We start from the raw sequence: 15,445 nt of genomic DNA, 5'->3' as shown, positions 1-15,445 counted from the left end.
ACCTTCATGGACGAGGGTCACCGTAGCCCTCGGCGGAAGGCCGTCCGGGACATTGTCGATCACCTGTGACACGGGCGGGCGGCGGTACGGGGCCGGCGCCGGCCGGGAACGGGCCCGGGCAAGGTCAGCCCAGCACCCGCCCGAGGACCCACACCGCCGGTGCCGCCGTGCTCAGCGGCAGCGCCACGCCCGCGGTGAAGTGCACGAACCGGGAGGGGTAGTCGTAGCTCGCGGCCCGGTGACCGATCAGCGCGCAGGCGCCCGCGCCCGCGCCGAGCAGCGCGCCCGCCGTTCCCAGTCCGGTCAGCTCACCGGCCGCGATGCCCGCGCCGGCGGCGGCGAGCAGCGCGAACACCACGGAGACGGGCGTCGGCAGCGGCAGGGCGCGGGCCACGGCGGCGACCGCGACCGCGATCCCGCCGACGGTGACCGCGTCCGCGTCGGCCGCCAGGTAGCCGCCGGCGATGATCGCCAGGGCCGCCGCGACGACGGTCGCCGTCAGGCCGTACATCCGCTCGTCCGGATCGGCGTGCGAGCGCAGTTGCAGGACGAGGGAGAGGAGCACCCATACGCCGAGCGTGCCGAGGATCGCCGCCGGGGACCGGTCGGAGACCAGCAGCGCGGCGTCCGCGGCCAGCGCGCCCAGGAAGCCCAGGGCGATGCCCTGCCGGGCCGGCCACATGCCGTTCAGCCGGAACCAGCCGGCCGCGGTGACGGCCTGGAGGACGACCAGCGGGACGAGGAGGGCGTAGGTGCCGACCGCCGCGGCGCCGGCCAGCAGCAGCCCGAGCAGCGCGGTCAGCGCGGCCGGCTGCATGCCGGGCTCGATGACCGGCGAACGACCCTCGGCCCGGGCCCGCTGCGCATCGGTGACACGCGCGTTCCCCGCGAGGGTGGCGCGACCGTAACCGGCTCCGGCGTCGGCCGGTTCGGCGACGGCGGGAGCGGCGGGAGCGGCGGGAGGGGTGGGGACGGAGGTGGGGATGGGCGCGGGCGCGGGGGGCTCGTAGCGCTGCTGCTGCGGCGGCTCGAAGCCGCTCTGCGGGTACTGCTGCCCCTGGTACGGCTCAGCCTGGTACGGCTGGGGCTGCGCGTACTGCGCGTACTGCTGAGGCTGCTGGTAGGGCTGAGGCTGCTGGTACGGCTGAGGCTGCTGCGGCTGGTGGCCGCGCTGCGGCTGCGGCTGCGGCTGCGGCTGGTAGCCGTGCTGCGGCAGGTACGCCGTCTCCTCGGCGGAGACCGCCGGTATCGGCGGCTGCACGGACGTCTCCCAGGTCTGCCCCTGCCACTGCTGGGCGCCTTGCCGGGCAGCCCGCTCGGCGTCCTGCTGGGCGGCCTGCGGGTCGTCGTAACCCTGATACCCGTGCCACGCGCCCTCGGCGGGCGCTGGCTGCTGCTGCTGGCGGTACGGGTCGTGGGACCCGTACTCCTCGTACGGCTGGTTGGTCATCGCTCACCCTCCTGCGAACGGCGGGAGCACCTCGACCGTGCCGCCGTCGGCCAGCCGTACCGTCTCATGTCCGCGCTTGCCCGCGGGATCGCCGTCGATCAGGAACGAGCAGCGCGGCAGCACACGCGTGAGTTCGCCGGGGTGGCGCTCGCGCACGGCGTCGAGCGCCTCGGCGAGCGTGGCCGCCTCGAACGCCTCCTCGGCCGTCCCGGCCGCGGCCTTCGCGGCCGCCCAGTAGCGCACCGTGACCTTTGCCATCTGCTTCGCTTCCTCGGTTCCTCGTCGCTGGGAATCGCCTGTGGACACGGTCAGGCTAGCCCGCCCGCGCGGTGACCCAGTCCCCGATGCGGCGCAACAGGTCCTCGCCGGTGGCGTGCTCGGCGTGGCCCATGCCGGGCTCCAGCCAGAGTTCGCCGTGGTCACCGGCGGCTTCGGCCAGCATCCGGGGGTGGTCGACGGGGAAGTACCCGTCGCTGTCGCCGTGCACCACCAGCAGGGGCGCGGGCGCGATGCGGGGCACCGCCTCCACCGGCGACAGCGGGACCGGGTTCCAGTCGCGGTGGTGGATACGGGTGCGGAAGCCGTAGCGGCCGACGACCCGGCCCTCGGGGCGGGTCACCAGCCAGTGCAGGCGGCGCATGGGTGCCGTGCCCCGGTAGTACCAGCGGGCCGGAGAGCTGACCGAGACGACGGCGTCGACGCCCCGGTGCAGCGCCGCGTGCCGCAGCACCACCGAGCCGCCCATGGAGAAGCCGACGGTCGCCACCCGCGCGTGCCCGAGGTCGCGGGCCCAGGCGACCGCCGCCGCCAGGTCGAGCACCTCGCGGTCGCCGACCGTGGAGCGCCCGCCCGACGCCCCGTGGCCCCGGAAGGAGAACGTGACCACGGCCCCGTGCCGGGCGAGGGCCTCGGCGATCCGACGCAGGTGGGGACGGTCGACGTCACCGGTGAAACCGTGCGCGACAACGAACACGGGATCACCGGCGGGTGAACTCCCGGCGCCCGATCCGTTTTCGTATACAACCGGTCCCGGGTCGTATACGGAATCGATCCGCACCCCGTCGGACGTGCGGAGAAACCTCCGTAGCGGGCCTTTTCGACCCGTCTCGGAATTCGGACGAACGGTGGAACGCACCACATGACCTGCCGGACCGTCGCTCATGTCGGCTATTGTGCTGGGCAGAGGACTCGGGCAGCGAAGCCCCCGGGTCCTTTTGTGCTTTCGGAAGCGCTGTATACGACACGGGAAACCGCAGGTGTACGGGGCACTCCGAGCGCACAGCGGGCCTACGGGACCGCGGCGGGTCCCGGGGCGCGGGACTCGCGGCACCCCGGCTCCGCCGTACGACGCAGTACGAACAAGTACGACGCAGTACGAAGCAGTGCCGTAAACGTCCTCGCAGGGACCGAGGAGGAACCAAGACGTTATGGGCGAGCGAACCGTGCACGAACGCAAGACGACCCGGGCAGGTGGGGTGCGATGAGTTCTCTGCTGCTCCTGACCAATGCCCTTCAGCCGTCCACGGAGGTGCTTCCCGCTCTCGGCCTGCTGCTGCACAGCGTGCGGGTGGCCCCGGCGGAGGGACCGGCCCTGGTGGACACCCCGGGCGCCGACGTGATCCTCATCGACGGCCGCCGCGACCTGCCGCAGGTGCGCAGCCTGTGCCAGTTGCTGCGCTCCACGGGCCCCGGCTGCCCGCTGGTCCTCGTGGTCACCGAGGGCGGCCTCGCCGCGGTCACCGCGGACTGGGGCATCGACGACGTGCTCCTCGACACCGCCGGTCCGGCGGAGGTCGAGGCGCGGCTGCGGCTGGCCATGGGCCGCCAGCAGATCGTCAACGACGACTCCCCGATGGAGATCCGCAACGGTGACCTGTCGGTGGACGAGGCGACGTACAGCGCCAAGCTCAAGGGCCGGGTCCTGGACCTGACCTTCAAGGAGTTCGAGCTGCTGAAGTACCTCGCGCAGCACCCGGGCCGGGTCTTCACCCGCGCCCAGCTCCTCCAGGAGGTGTGGGGGTACGACTACTTCGGCGGCACCCGCACGGTCGACGTCCACGTACGGCGGCTGCGCGCCAAGCTCGGCCCCGAACACGAGTCGCTGATCGGCACCGTGCGCAACGTCGGCTACCGCTTCGTGACGCCCGAGAAGCCGGAGCGCGCGTCCGAGGAGGCGAAGGCCAAGGCCAAGGCGGCGGAGCAGGCGAAGGCCGAGCACGCCAAGGCGGAGCACGCCAAGGCGGAGGAAGCGGACAGCGGGGCCGGCGCGACCTCGACCGAGGTCCGCGCCGACGCCTGAGACACGCGCACGCGTGGGGGCGGGGCGACCAGGTCAGGACCGGACCACGGCCCTGACCTGGGACAGACCCGGGACTGACCCGGGGCTGACCTGGGACTGACCTGGGACTGACCTGGGACTGGACCAAGGTCCGAAACGCCCTGCCCACCGCGGGTCCATCCGCGTAGACTCCGCGCGTGGCCAAGGTGACTCGGGATGATGTGGCGCGGCTGGCAGGGACTTCCACTGCCGTCGTCAGCTATGTCATCAACAATGGACCGAGGCCGGTCGCCCCGGCCACGCGCGAGCGTGTCCTCGCCGCGATCAAGGAGCTGGGGTACCGGCCCGACCGGGTCGCCCAGGCGATGGCCTCCCGGCGCACCGACCTGATAGGTCTGATCGTGCCGGACGCGCGGCAGCCGTTCTTCGCGGAGATGGCGCACGCGGTCGAGTGGGCCGCCGCCGAGCGCGGGAAGATGGTGCTGGTCGGCAACTCCGACTATGTCGGCGAGCGCGAGGTGCACTACCTGCGCGCGTTCCTCGGCATGCGGGTCTCGGGCCTGATCCTGGTCAGCCACGCGCTGAACGACATGGCCGCCGCCGAGATCGACGCGTGGGACGCCCGGGTCGTCCTGCTGCACGAGCGGCCCGAGGCCATCGACGACGTCGCCGTCGTCACCGACGACCTGGGCGGCGCCCAGCTCGCCGTACGCCACCTGCTGGAACACGGCTACGAGTACGTGGCCTGCATGGGCGGCACCGCCGAGACCCCGGCCGTCGGCGACCCGGTCTCCGACCACGTCGAGGGCTGGCGGCGCGCGATGCAGGAGGCGGGCCTGCCCACCGAGGGCCGGCTCTTCGAGGCGCCGTACAACCGCTACGACGCGTACGACGTGGCGCTGGAGATCCTCGCCGGGCCCCGGCGCCCGCCCGCGATCTTCTGCTCCACCGACGACCAGGCGATCGGCGTGCTGCGCGCGGCGCGCGAGCTGCGCCTGGAGGTGCCGAGCCAACTGGCGGTGGCCGGGTTCGACGACATCAAGGAGGCCGGGCTGGCCGACCCGGGCCTGACCACGGTCGCCTCGGACCGGTCGGCGATGGCGCGGGCCGCGGTGGACCTGGTCCTGGACGACGGCCTGCGGGTGGCCGGCTCCCGGCGCGAGCGCCTGAAGGTGTTCCCGTCCCGGCTGGTGCTCCGCAAGTCCTGCGGCTGCGAGTAGCTCGTATCGCGTGACCCGTAACGGGTGACGCGTGACCCGTAAAGGGTGACGCGCGACGGGTGACGGGTGACGCGCAACGGGTGACGCAACGGGTGTACGAGCTTCTGCCGGGCTTCTCAGGCAGCACTCAGCAAGCTCTCATCGTCGGCGGACATGCTCGTTGACATGACCGAGAGCATCCGCCGCAGCGGCGAGTACGAGACCTCCGAGAACCCGTACGCCCACCCCTACGAGGGCGCCCAGCAGCACGCCTCCGCTCCGCCGGCCCCCGAGTACGGCTACGCCGCCTCGCCGGTGAACCCCGAGTGGCCGGCTCCGCCCGCGCAGCCCCCGGTACACCCCGCCGGGGAGGCGGAGCGCCCCAGGAAGCGCGCCCGGCGCCCGTTCGCCCTGCTCGCCGCCGTGGCGATCGTCGCGGCCGCGGTGGGCGGCGGCACCGCGTACGGCTTCCAGGAGCTGACCGGCGGTGACACCGTCGCCGCCGCCTCCGCCAGCACCAGCGTCGTGCCGTCCAGCGCCAAGGGCACGGTCTCCGGGGTCGCCAAGGCGGTCAGCCCGAGCATCGTGGAGATCAGCGCGACCTCGAACGCGGGCTCCTCCACCGGTTCCGGTGTGATCATCACCAGCGACGGCGAGATCATCACCAACAACCACGTGGTCTCCGGTGCCTCCTCGGTCAAGGTGTCGACCAGCGACGGCAAGGAGTACACCGCCGAGGTCGTCGGCACCGACGCCTCCAAGGACCTGGCGCTGATCAAGCTGGAGAACGCCTCCGGTCTGACCGCGGCCACCCTCGGCGACTCCGACGGCGTCAAGGTCGGCGACGAGGTCGTGGCGATCGGGTCCCCCGAGGGCCTCACCGGCACGGTGACCAGCGGCATCGTCTCCGCCCTCGACCGTGACGTGACCGTCTCCACCGACGAGAGCCAGCAGCAACAGCAGCAGGGACAGGGCGGCCAGTGGCCGTTCGAGTTCGGCGGCCAGCACTTCAACGGCGACACCGGCTCGTCCACGACCACGTACAAGGCGCTCCAGACCGACGCCTCCCTCAACCCGGGCAACTCCGGCGGCGCGCTGATCGACATGAACGGCAACATCATCGGGATCAACTCCGCGATGTACTCGGCCTCCGGTTCGTCCTCGTCGTCGTCCGACGCGGGCAGCGTGGGCCTCGGCTTCGCGATCCCGGTCAACACGGTCAAGGCCGACCTGGACACGCTGCGGGCCGGCGGCGCCGACAAGTAGCCGGCACCTGATCCCGGACGGCGGGTTTTCCACAGCTTTTCCGACCCGCGAGGCGGCTTGTCCACAGCTTTCCCGCGCCGCCCGCGGACGTGCGAGGCTGAAGGCGTCCAGCCCCCTGTCTCCCTTTGCATCCGAGGAACCGAGCCATGAGCCCCGCAGACGGTGACCGTGACACCCAGCGCATCCTGATCGTCGACGACGAGCCGGCGGTCCGCGAAGCACTCCAGCGCAGCCTCGCCTTCGAGGGGTACGGCACCGAGGTCGCCGTCGACGGCGCGGAGGCTCTGCGGAAGGCGGCGGTGTACCGGCCCGACCTGCTGGTCCTCGACATCCAGATGCCGCGCATGGACGGTCTGACCGCCGCCCGCCGCATCCGTGCCACCGGCGACACCACGCCGATCCTGATGCTGACCGCGCGCGACACCGTCGGCGACCGTGTCACCGGCCTCGACGCGGGCGCCGACGACTACCTGGTCAAGCCCTTCGAACTGGACGAGCTGTTCGCCCGCATCCGCGCACTGCTGCGCCGCAGCTCCTACGCGTCCGCGGTGGCCGCCGCCGCGGAGAACGACGACGTCCTCGCCTTCGCCGACCTGAGCATGGACCTCTCGACGCGGGAGGTGCTGCGGGGCGGGCGGGCGGTGGAACTGACCCGTACGGAGTTCACGCTGCTGGAGATGTTCATGGCGCACCCGCGCCAGGTCCTCACCCGGGAGCAGATCCTCAAGGCCGTCTGGGGCTTCGACTTCGAACCGTCGTCCAACTCGCTGGACGTGTACGTGATGTATCTGCGGCGCAAGACGGAGGCCGGCGGCGAACCGCGCCTGGTCCACACGGTCCGGGGTGTCGGTTACGTCCTGCGCCAGGGCGGCGCGGAGTGATCAGGCGTCTGCGCAACCTGCCCCTGCGCTCCCGCCTCGCCCTGCTGGTGGCGGCGGCGGTGGCGTTCGCGGTCGCAGCGGTGTCGGTGACCTGCTGGTTCATCGTGCAGGGCAAGCTCTACGACCAGCTCGACAACGAGCTGCGCAAGGCCACGGTCCTGAAGGACCCGCAGCAGGTCAGTCAGCTCAGGGACGCCCTGGCCAACTGCACGCAGGACTCCCGCGGGGGAGGCTTCCGCAACACCTACTCCCAGGTGGTCACGGCGGACGGGACCACCTGCCTGTTCACCGACTCGGTGGGGGAGATCGCGGTCACCGCGGCCGACCGGAAGGTCATCAACAGCGCGGGCGCCCAACCCAACCTCCTGCGCAACGGCACCGACGAGGACGGCAACGCCCTGCGCGTGCTGACCGTGCAGCTCACCCTCAGCAACCCCATCACCGAGGCCAGCTCGCACGCCGCCCTCATCGCGGCCGTGCCGCTGAAGGGCACCCAGTCCACGCTGAACGACCTGGCTTTGGTCCTGCTCCTCGTCTCCGGCATCGGCGTGCTCGGCGCCGGCGCGGCGGGGCTCACCGTCGCCCGCGCCGGGCTGCGTCCCGTCGACAAGCTCACCGAGGCCGTCGAACACGTCGCCCGCACCGAGGATCTCACCGTCCGCATCCCCGTCGAGGACGCCTCCGACGACGAGGTCGCCCGGCTCTCCCGCTCCTTCAACTCCATGACCGCCTCCCTCGCCAGCTCCCGCGACCTCCAGCAGCAGCTCATCGCGGACGCCGGTCACGAACTGCGCACGCCGCTCACCTCGTTGCGCACCAACATCGAACTGCTCACCCGCAGCGAGGAGACCGGCCGCCCGATCCCGGAGGCCGACCGCAAGGCACTGCTCGCCTCGGTGAAGGCGCAGATGACCGAGTTGGCGGCGCTCATCGGCGACCTCCAGGAACTCTCCCGCCCGGACACCGACCAGCACGCGAGCCGCACGCAGATCATCGCCTGGCACGACATCGTCGCCTCGGCCCTGCGCCGCGCCCGGCTGCGCGGCCCCGAGCTGACGATCACGGCGGACGTCCAGCCCTGGTACGTACGGGCGGAGCCGTCCGCCCTGGAGCGGGCGGTGGTCAACATCCTGGACAACGCGGTGAAGTTCAGCCCCGAGGCCGGCACGGTCGAGGTACGGCTCACCGACGGTGTCCTCACCGTCCGCGACCACGGACCCGGCATCTCCGAGGCCGAACTCCCCCACGTCTTCGACCGCTTCTGGCGCTCGGAGTCGGCCCGCTCCCTGCCCGGCTCCGGCCTCGGCCTCTCCATCGTGGCCCGCACGGTCCAGCAGGCGGGCGGCGAGGTGTCCCTCGCCCCGGCCCCCGAAGGCACCGGCACGGCGGCGACGGTACGGCTGCCGGGGGCACCGGTGCCCCCACCGGCTCAGGAGTGACGCCGGGCCGCCCCCTCCAGGAACGCGCTCCACGCCGACGTCCCGAACACGAGGACCGGCCCGGCCGTGAGCTTGCTGTCGCGGACGGGGGTCGCGCCGGGGACACCCTGGGCGATCTCGACGCAGTTGTTCGCTCCCCCGTCGCTGTAGCTCGACTTGCGCCAAGCGGCGTGGCTGAGGTCGGGAGTGTGCTTCATGACCTGTGCTCCTCCAGTACGTCCTTGATGAACGTCAGCGAGTCCGACGGCGACAGCGCCAGATCTCGGAGCCGATCGTAGGACAAGCGATGCCGGAGGACTTCTTCCGGTTCGTCCGTCAGCAGTCCGCTGCTGTCGCCCTCGGTGTAGGCGGCGGCGGTGCCGTCCATCTGCCACAACAGGGTGAGCGATCCCTTCCCCATGAGGTGGTGCACTCCGGCGGAGAACGGCAGCACCTGGACGACGACGTTGCGCTGGTCCAGCACTCCCGTCACATGCCTCAACTGGCCGATCCAGGTCTGCTGACTGGCCGACGGGCGGCGGAAGGCGAGTTCGTCGATGACGAAACGCACGCTCGGCGCGGGCCTGCGGGTCAACAGCAGTTGTCGGCCGAGGCGGGCGGCCACCTGTTCCTCGCTCGCCTCCGGGTCCGCGGCCGTTGCCCCCGGCCCCGACAACACCTCGCGGGCGAAGTCCTCGGTCTGCAACAGCCCCGGGACGTCGGACGTGTAGGCCCACATGAGGCATGCCGTCGCCTCAAGGCGCATGTACTCCTTGTAGGTGTCCTTGAACGCGTCGATGCGCGCGATCTTCCAGTGACTCACCAACAAGTCCCCGGTCTTGTAGTAACTGTCGAGATCCTCCATCACCGTGATCTTCGACAGCCGCTCCCCCGACTCCAGCCGGCTCAGGTAGCTCTTGTCGTACCCGGACTCCTCCGCGAGCTGGCCCAGGGACTTCCCCGCCTTCTCGCGCAGATACTTCAGCGTCCGCCCCAGTACGGACCGTCCCGACACCCGCTCCCCGTCGACCACTTCCGTCACGTCAGCCCTCCTCGGTGCCCGGGGCCACCGGCAACACGGGCCCCCTTCCGCAGCGTACGCGCAACCAGTGACGATCTACCCACACAAAGTGATCGTCGCTCGTACGAGGAGAACCGACCATGGCCTACCGCCTCCTGCCCTGGAGCACCCCCGACGGCAAGCCCTGTTATCTGAGCGCGGCCGGTCCGCACAGTCGGCTCTCGCGGCTCGCGGACGACATGGAGGACGCCCAGTTGACGTCGGGGACGCAGGTGTGGGAGGCGGCGCGGACCGTGCTGGACGATCCGAAGGCCGGTGAACGCGCTGTGCGCTTCGCGTTGACGCGGGCCGTGGAGTCGCTGGGGGACGTGCTGCGGGTCGCGATCAGCCGGGGAGAGCGGGTGCGGGACGGCTCGTGACGGCGAGGCTCGCGTACGTGCCGCCGTGCGCGAGCAGTTCCTCGTGGGTGCCCGACTCCACCAGTCGGCCGCCGTCCAGCACCAGGATGCGGTCGGCGTCGGGGGCCAGGGTCAGATCGTGGGTGATCATCAGGGTCGTACGGCCGGACATCAGGTGGCGCAGCGGCTGGACGATCCGGCGGGCGGCGACCGCGTCGAGGCCGGCGGTCGGTTCGTCCAGGATCAGGACGGGGGCCGTGCGGAGCATCGCGCGGGCGATGGTCAGGCGCTTGAGCTGACCGCCGGAGAGGGCGGCGGTGCCGGGGGCGATGAGGGTGTCGTAACCCTTGGGGAGGGCCGTGACGAAGGAGTGGGCGGCGGCGGAGCGGGCCGCGCGTTCGATGTCCTCGTCGCTCGCGCCGGGGCGCCCGGCCGCGATGTTCTCGCGGATCGTGCCGTGCAGGATCAGGGTCTCCTGCGGGAGCAGGGTGATCCGGTCGCGGAGGAAGTCCAGGGACAGGTGCGGCAGGGGGATGCCGTCGAGGCAGATCGTGCCCGTGGTGGGGTCGTAGAAGCGGGTCAGGAGCTTGGCCAGCGTCGACTTGCCCGCGCCGCTCGGGCCGGTGACGACGACCAGTTGGCCGGGGGCGGCGGTGAGGGACAGTTCGCGCAGGGCGGGCCGGCCGGTCCCCGGGTAGTGGAACGTGATGTCGTGGAAGGCGACCCAGCCGCGTACCGGCCACGGCGGGACGGGGGCCGGCGGGTCGGTGACGGCGGGGCGGGCGTCGAGGATCTCGCCGAGGCGCTGGGCGCCGGCGGTGGCGGCGGTGAGGGTGAGGCCGAGCCGGCCGAGGCTGCGCACCGGCGGGTAGAGGTAGCCGATGAACGCGGCGAAGGCGAGGAGCTGCCCGAGGGTCATGCGGCCGGCGGAGATCTCCCAGACACCGAGGCCGATCACCGTCAGGACGCAGAGCGTCTCGACCACCTCGACGAACTGCTCGTACATCTCGCTCAGCCGGGCACCGCGCACGGACGCCTTCAGCCAGGCGCGGGCCTCGCGGTCGAGCCGTTCCTCTTCCGCGTGGCGGCGGTTGTACGCCTGGGTCAGCACGATGTTGCCGAGGGACTCCTCCACCACGGAGGTGATCGCGCCGTCGGCGACCCGTTCGTCCTGGGAGGCGGTGCGGATACGGCCGGAGAAACGGCGGGCCGCGAGGAGGAACAGGGGCGCGAGGACGAAGGTGACCAGCGCCAGGTCCCAGCGGAGGTAGAGGGCGGCGGCGGCGTAGAAGACGGCCGAGAACGCGGCGGAGACCGTGCCGACGACCCCCGAAACGACCATTTGTTCGATCGCTTCGACGTCGCCGGTCAGCCGCTCCACCAGATCGCCGCGCCGGTGCCGCTGGAAGAAGTGCGGGGGCAGGCCCTGGAGGTGGTGGAAGACGCCCGCGCGCAGGCGCCGGACGAATCTCTCGGCGGTCCAGGTGGCGAGGGAGTTGCCGAGGTAGCCGACGAGCGCGCCGAGCACGGCGACGGCCAGCCAGCCACCGGCCGGCCCCCAGAAGGCGGAGAGCGAACCGGCCTTCAGCGCGTTGTCCGTCAACTCCGCGAAGAGCAGGATGGACGCGGTCTCGGCGAGCGCGGCGACCACCACGCAGGCCACGATCACCACGAGCCACCCGCGGTCGCCGCGGGTCAGCGGCCAGAAACGGCGGAACGCCGCACGGACTTCCCTCATGATCAACTCTCTCCTCCGGCCACCGGCCACCGGCCACCCGCCACCGGACGTGCCCGAGGCGGGGCCCCGGAGCGCACTGGCTGCTCCGGCGGCCCCGCCTCGTGAGTGGCCTCAGCCCTGGTGCGAGACCGGACGACGCTTGGGCGCGGCCTTCTTCGGCGCGGGCTTCGCGGCCTTCTTCGCGACCGGGGCGGCGGGCTTGCGGTTCTTCTTCACCGGGGCGACCTTGTGAAAGCTCATGGAATTACCTCTCAGCTCTATGTGAATGATGCTTTACGACTGTGAAGCAGTTCAGCCCTTGTGCGAGACCGGGCGGCGCTTCGGAGCGGCCTTCTTCGGCGCGGGCTTGGCCTTCTTCGGCGCGGGCTTGCGGCTCTGCTTCACCGGGGTGACCTTGTGGAAGCTCATGCTGATCTCCTTCGTCGTTTGCGTTGGTGTCGTTCGCTGTCGACATGGAAAACACTACGGGAGGCAAGCGCGAAAAAGGACCGATTCCACTGAGACCTCAATGAAGAAGAGCTGAGATGAAATTCAGGGAAGAGGGGGAACCGGGCGGGAACTGACACAGAATTTAAGCGGCGGAAGACGACACGGCGGAAAGCGACAGGAAAAGAGAGCGGGCCCGTGACCGGAGGTGTCCGGTCACGGGCCCGCTTCAGGGGAACCGCGGCGCGCTACCGCACGATCGTGACGCGGTCCGCCGCCGGCGGGGCGTACGGGGCGGTGGCCGAGGAGTGGGCCGTCAGGTACTGCTCCAGCGCCGTGAGGTCGTCCGCGCCGACGACGTCACCCGTGCCCTGGCCCAGCGTCGTGAAGCCGTCACCGCCGCCCGCGAGGAAGCTGTTGCTCGCGACGCGGTAGGTGGCCGCCGGGTCCAGCGGCGCGCCGTTCAGCCGCACCGAGTCCGTCACCACGCGGTCGGCACCCGACTGGGTCAGGTCCAGCGTGTAGGTCAGCCCGGACGAGATCTGCAGGATCTTCGGCGCGGCCTCGTTCGCGCCGCTCACCTGCTCCTTGAGGACCTGGAGCACCTGGGCGCCGGTGAGGTCCTGGAGGTTGACCGTGTTCGCGAACGGCTGGACCGCGAAGGCCTCCGCGTACGTGACCACGCCGTCGCCCTCGGCGCCGCTCGCCGCGTAGGTCAGCGGCGCCCGGATACCGCCCGGGTTCATCAGCGCGAGGTCGGTCTCCGCGTCCAGTTCCCTGCCGTACGCCAGTTGCGCGTCGGCGATCAGGTCGCCGAGCGGGGACTCGGTGCCGGTGGAGCCGATGTCACCGGAGATGTGGCCGACGGCGCGGTTGCCGATGGGCGCGGCCAGCGCGTTCCACTTGCCGACCAGCGCGGTCAGGTCGGCGGCCTTGGGAACGTCCCGGGTGACCACGTGGTTCGCCGACTCCACCGACGTACGGGCTATGTCACCGGTACGGCGGTCGTAGGTCAGCGTGGTGTCCGTGTAGAGACGGCCGAAGGAGGCGGCCGAGGTGACCATGCGGGGCTTGCCCGCCGGGTCGGGGATCGTGCAGACGTACGCGTTGTGGGTGTGGCCGGTGACCAGCGCGTCCACCTGGGGCGTGACGTTCTTGGCGATGTCCACGATGGGGCCGGAGATGCCGGAGCCGGCGCCCGCGGCGTCGCAGTCGTAGTTGTAGGAGGACGAGGCCGGGAAGCCGCCCTCGTGGACGAGGGCCACGATCGACTTCACGCCCTGCTGCTGGAGCACCTTGGCGTACTTGTTGATCGTCTCGACCTCGTCCTTGAACTTCAGGCCCTTGACGCCCTCCGCCGAGACGACGTCCGGGGTGCCCTCCAGGGTCACGCCGATGAAACCGACCTTGACGCCGTTCTTCTTCCAGACCCAGTAGGGAGCGAGGACCGGCTTGCCGGTCTTCTCCTTGAGGACGTTGGCGGCCAGGTAGGGGAAGTCGGCGCCCTTGAACTTCTTGTCCGAGTAGCAGCCCTCGGTGGGGTGGCAGCCGCCGTTCTGGAGGCGGGCCAGTTCCTGGGCGCCCTCGTCGAACTCGTGGTTCCCGACGCTGGTCACGTCCAGGTCGAGCTTGTTCAGCGCCTCGATGGTGGGCTCGTCGTGGAAGAGCCCGGAGATCAGCGGGGAGGCACCGACCATGTCGCCGCCGGCCGCGGTGATCGAGTACGGGTTGCCCTTACGGGCCTGGCGCAGGTGGGTGGCGAGGTACTCCACGCCGCCCGCGTCGACGGTCTTCGTGCTGCCGTCCGCCTGGACCTCGGTGACCCGGCCGGAGGAACCGGCGGGCGGCTCCAGATTGCCGTGCAGGTCGTTGAAGGAGAGAAGCTGGACGTCCTGGTAACGGCTCTGCTGGTGACCGCCGGGGCGGTGGTCGCCCTTGCCGGGCCCGCCCGTGTGCGCGGACGCGGGCAGCGCGGCCGCGGCGAGCGCGCCGACGGTGACGGCTCCGGCGGCGACCGCCAGCAGACGGGTCGTACGGCGGCGACGACCGCCCGGCTGCCGCGGCTGTGCTGTGACTGACATGCGCCCCCCTGTGGGCCTGTGTGGGTATACGTGCTTCCGTGTGGGTCCGTATCGGTCCGTATGGTCCGCACGGTTCTGTGCGTGTCTGTATGGGTCCGTACGGGCCGGTGCGGAGGAGCCGTGCGGGAGTCGGCTCGTCGGCGCAGCCTAAAGTCAACGCGCGTAGCGCGACAGGGGGTTCGCGGTTACATCCTGGTTTACCTTCTGCCGCCGCTCCGCCGGGTCCGCCCCTTACCCTCGTACGCATGACCAGCGACGACACCGCGCGGCCCGGCCGCTCCCGCTCGATCGAGACGTACTCCGCCCTCACCACCGAGCAGTCCGAGGCCGTCCTCGCGCTGCTCACCGAGGCCGCCCGGACGGACGGTCAGCAGGCCGTGTCCGAACAGGGCCGGCTGCAACTGCGCGGCGAGGCCCGCGAAGGCGTCTCCCATCTCCTGCTCACGGCCGGCGGCGAACTCCTCGGCTACGCCCAACTGGAGGACACCGACCCGGTGGAGTCGCCGGCCGCCGAGATGGTCGTCCATCCCTCGCACCGCGGGCAGGGGCACGGGCGGGCGCTGGGCTCGGCGCTGCTCGCCGCCTCCGGCAAGCGGCTGCGGGTGTGGGCGCACGGCGGGCACTCCGCCGCACGGCATCTCGCCCAGGTCCTCGGCCTGACCCTCTTCCGCGAGCTGCGGCAGATGCGGCGGCCGCTGGCCGGCCTCGACCTGCCCGACCCGGTGTTTCCGCAGGGCGTGACCGTACGCGCGTTCGTGCCGGGGCAGGACGACACGGCCTGGCTCGCCGTCAACGCCGCCGCCTTCGCCCACCATCCCGAGCAGGGGTCGCTCACGCAGCGGGACCTGGACGACCGCAAGGCCGAGGCGTGGTTCGACCCGGCGGGGTTCTTCCTCGCCGAGCGGGCGGGTGAGCTGATCGGCTTCCACTGGACGAAGGTGCACGAGGCGGAGGGGCTCGGCGAGGTGTACGTCCTCGGCATCCGGCCCGATGTCCAGGGCGGGGGACTCGGCAAGTCGCTCACCGCGGTCGGCCTGCGGCATCTGGCGGGGCGCGGACTGCCGACGGCCATGCTGTACGTCGACGCGGACAACAAGGCGGCGGTGACCGTGTACGAGCGGCTGGGGTTCGTCACACACGAGACGGACCTGATGTACCGCACGGAGAGCTGAGGTACCGCACGGAGAGTTGAGGTCCCAGGGACGGGCAAGGTTCCGGGGACTGCCACGGTCCCGGGGACCGCCGAGATTCCGGGGACTGCCAAGGTCCCGAGGGCTGCCGAAATACCA

General features: G+C 71.4%; 15 protein-coding genes. 7 read left to right on the top strand and 8 right to left on the bottom strand.

Features of this window, described 5'->3' with window-relative positions; all coding sequences use genetic code 11:
* Positions 1-124: 124 nt before the first annotated feature.
* From ABEB00_RS04485 to ABEB00_RS04475, 3 genes are read right to left on the bottom strand one after another with little or no spacing between them, the layout of a single operon-like run.
* Positions 125-1,450 carry a hypothetical protein gene (locus ABEB00_RS04485; protein ID WP_345617567.1) on the bottom strand — a complete coding sequence of 442 codons (1,326 nt, stop codon included), beginning with the start codon at positions 1,448-1,450 and terminating at the stop codon, positions 125-127.
* 3 nt (positions 1,451-1,453) lie between these two features.
* Positions 1,454-1,708, bottom strand: a complete 255-nt coding sequence (locus ABEB00_RS04480; RefSeq protein ID WP_345617566.1) for a MoaD/ThiS family protein — start codon at positions 1,706-1,708, stop codon at positions 1,454-1,456.
* 55 nt (positions 1,709-1,763) lie between these two features.
* Positions 1,764-2,612 (bottom strand): alpha/beta hydrolase, encoded by an 849-nt coding sequence (locus ABEB00_RS04475; protein ID WP_345617565.1) that lies wholly within the window; start codon positions 2,610-2,612, stop codon positions 1,764-1,766.
* A gap of 318 nt (positions 2,613-2,930) precedes the next feature.
* Between ABEB00_RS04475 and ABEB00_RS04470 the strand changes: the two genes are divergently transcribed.
* The 5 genes from ABEB00_RS04470 to ABEB00_RS04450 all read left to right on the top strand — a co-directional run bounded on the left by ABEB00_RS04470 (position 2,931) and on the right by ABEB00_RS04450 (position 8,513).
* On the top strand, positions 2,931-3,749 hold the full coding sequence (locus tag ABEB00_RS04470; protein WP_345617564.1) for a winged helix-turn-helix transcriptional regulator: 819 nt from the start codon (positions 2,931-2,933) through the stop codon (positions 3,747-3,749).
* A 176-nt stretch (positions 3,750-3,925) separates the two neighbouring features.
* On the top strand, positions 3,926-4,948 hold the full coding sequence (locus ABEB00_RS04465; protein ID WP_345617563.1) for a LacI family DNA-binding transcriptional regulator: 1,023 nt from the start codon (positions 3,926-3,928) through the stop codon (positions 4,946-4,948).
* A gap of 165 nt (positions 4,949-5,113) precedes the next feature.
* Positions 5,114-6,193, top strand: coding sequence for a S1C family serine protease (locus ABEB00_RS04460; RefSeq protein ID WP_345617562.1), 1,080 nt, complete (start codon positions 5,114-5,116; stop codon positions 6,191-6,193).
* 146 nt (positions 6,194-6,339) lie between these two features.
* Entirely contained in the window at positions 6,340-7,074 is a 735-nt protein-coding gene (locus ABEB00_RS04455) for a response regulator transcription factor (protein ID WP_345617561.1), read from the top strand.
* On the top strand, positions 7,071-8,513 hold the full coding sequence (locus tag ABEB00_RS04450) for a sensor histidine kinase (RefSeq protein WP_345617560.1): 1,443 nt from the start codon (positions 7,071-7,073) through the stop codon (positions 8,511-8,513). Before ABEB00_RS04455 ends, ABEB00_RS04450 begins: the two co-directional genes overlap by 4 nt.
* Here ABEB00_RS04450 and ABEB00_RS04445 read toward each other — a convergent pair.
* Positions 8,504-8,710 carry a DUF397 domain-containing protein gene (locus tag ABEB00_RS04445; RefSeq protein WP_345617559.1) on the bottom strand — a complete coding sequence of 69 codons (207 nt, stop codon included), beginning with the start codon at positions 8,708-8,710 and terminating at the stop codon, positions 8,504-8,506. The two genes, ABEB00_RS04450 and ABEB00_RS04445, sit on opposite strands and share 10 nt — an antisense overlap.
* The gene (locus ABEB00_RS04440) at positions 8,707-9,534 is read right to left on the bottom strand and encodes a helix-turn-helix domain-containing protein (RefSeq protein ID WP_345617558.1); all 828 of its coding nucleotides are present in this window, start codon (positions 9,532-9,534) and stop codon (positions 8,707-8,709) included. The genes ABEB00_RS04445 and ABEB00_RS04440 overlap by 4 nt, the downstream gene beginning before the upstream one ends.
* A 119-nt stretch (positions 9,535-9,653) precedes the next feature.
* Here ABEB00_RS04440 and ABEB00_RS04435 point away from each other — a divergent pair, with 119 nt between their 5' ends.
* Complete coding sequence (locus tag ABEB00_RS04435; RefSeq protein WP_345617557.1) at positions 9,654-9,932, top strand: hypothetical protein; 279 nt, start codon at positions 9,654-9,656, stop codon at positions 9,930-9,932.
* On the opposite strand, the gene ABEB00_RS04430 is transcribed toward ABEB00_RS04435, so the two are convergent.
* From ABEB00_RS04430 to ABEB00_RS04420, 3 genes are all read right to left on the bottom strand, one after another.
* Complete coding sequence (locus ABEB00_RS04430) at positions 9,898-11,649, bottom strand: ABC transporter ATP-binding protein (protein WP_345617556.1); 1,752 nt, start codon at positions 11,647-11,649, stop codon at positions 9,898-9,900. The genes ABEB00_RS04435 and ABEB00_RS04430 overlap by 35 nt on opposite strands.
* A 111-nt stretch (positions 11,650-11,760) precedes the next feature.
* Entirely contained in the window at positions 11,761-11,889 is a 129-nt protein-coding gene (locus tag ABEB00_RS04425) for a hypothetical protein (protein ID WP_345617555.1), read from the bottom strand.
* A gap of 434 nt (positions 11,890-12,323) precedes the next feature.
* Positions 12,324-14,156, bottom strand: coding sequence for a bifunctional metallophosphatase/5'-nucleotidase (locus ABEB00_RS04420; RefSeq protein ID WP_345617554.1), 1,833 nt, complete (start codon positions 14,154-14,156; stop codon positions 12,324-12,326).
* A gap of 245 nt (positions 14,157-14,401) precedes the next feature.
* On the opposite strand from ABEB00_RS04420, the gene mshD reads away from it, so the two are divergent.
* Positions 14,402-15,328, top strand: coding sequence for a mycothiol synthase (gene mshD, locus ABEB00_RS04415; RefSeq protein ID WP_345617553.1), 927 nt, complete (start codon positions 14,402-14,404; stop codon positions 15,326-15,328).
* The last annotated feature ends 117 nt before the right edge of the window (positions 15,329-15,445 follow it).

Source organism: Streptomyces ziwulingensis (genome assembly GCF_039542605.1).
In the GTDB taxonomy this organism is placed as follows: domain Bacteria; phylum Actinomycetota; class Actinomycetes; order Streptomycetales; family Streptomycetaceae; genus Streptomyces; species Streptomyces ziwulingensis.
The sequence above is the reverse complement of the archived record's forward strand: the minus strand, read 5'-3'. Positions and strand labels throughout refer to the sequence as shown.

Excerpts from the sequence above, each read along its gene's own strand:
- ABEB00_RS04485 (WP_345617567.1), bottom strand. The coding sequence starts at position 1,450 with ATGACCAACCAGCCGTACGAGGAGTACGGGTCCCACGACCCGTACCGC.
- ABEB00_RS04480 (WP_345617566.1), bottom strand. The coding sequence starts at position 1,708 with ATGGCAAAGGTCACGGTGCGCTACTGGGCGGCCGCGAAGGCCGCGGCC.
- ABEB00_RS04475 (WP_345617565.1), bottom strand. The coding sequence starts at position 2,612 with ATGAGCGACGGTCCGGCAGGTCATGTGGTGCGTTCCACCGTTCGTCCG.
- ABEB00_RS04470 (WP_345617564.1), top strand. The coding sequence starts at position 2,931 with ATGAGTTCTCTGCTGCTCCTGACCAATGCCCTTCAGCCGTCCACGGAG.
- ABEB00_RS04460 (WP_345617562.1), top strand. The coding sequence starts at position 5,114 with ATGACCGAGAGCATCCGCCGCAGCGGCGAGTACGAGACCTCCGAGAAC.
- ABEB00_RS04455 (WP_345617561.1), top strand. The coding sequence starts at position 6,340 with ATGAGCCCCGCAGACGGTGACCGTGACACCCAGCGCATCCTGATCGTC.
- ABEB00_RS04445 (WP_345617559.1), bottom strand. The coding sequence starts at position 8,710 with ATGAAGCACACTCCCGACCTCAGCCACGCCGCTTGGCGCAAGTCGAGC.
- ABEB00_RS04435 (WP_345617557.1), top strand. The coding sequence starts at position 9,654 with ATGGCCTACCGCCTCCTGCCCTGGAGCACCCCCGACGGCAAGCCCTGT.
- ABEB00_RS04430 (WP_345617556.1), bottom strand. The coding sequence starts at position 11,649 with ATGAGGGAAGTCCGTGCGGCGTTCCGCCGTTTCTGGCCGCTGACCCGC.
- ABEB00_RS04425 (WP_345617555.1), bottom strand. The coding sequence starts at position 11,889 with ATGAGCTTTCACAAGGTCGCCCCGGTGAAGAAGAACCGCAAGCCCGCC.
- ABEB00_RS04420 (WP_345617554.1), bottom strand. The coding sequence starts at position 14,156 with ATGTCAGTCACAGCACAGCCGCGGCAGCCGGGCGGTCGTCGCCGCCGT.
- mshD (WP_345617553.1), top strand. The coding sequence starts at position 14,402 with ATGACCAGCGACGACACCGCGCGGCCCGGCCGCTCCCGCTCGATCGAG.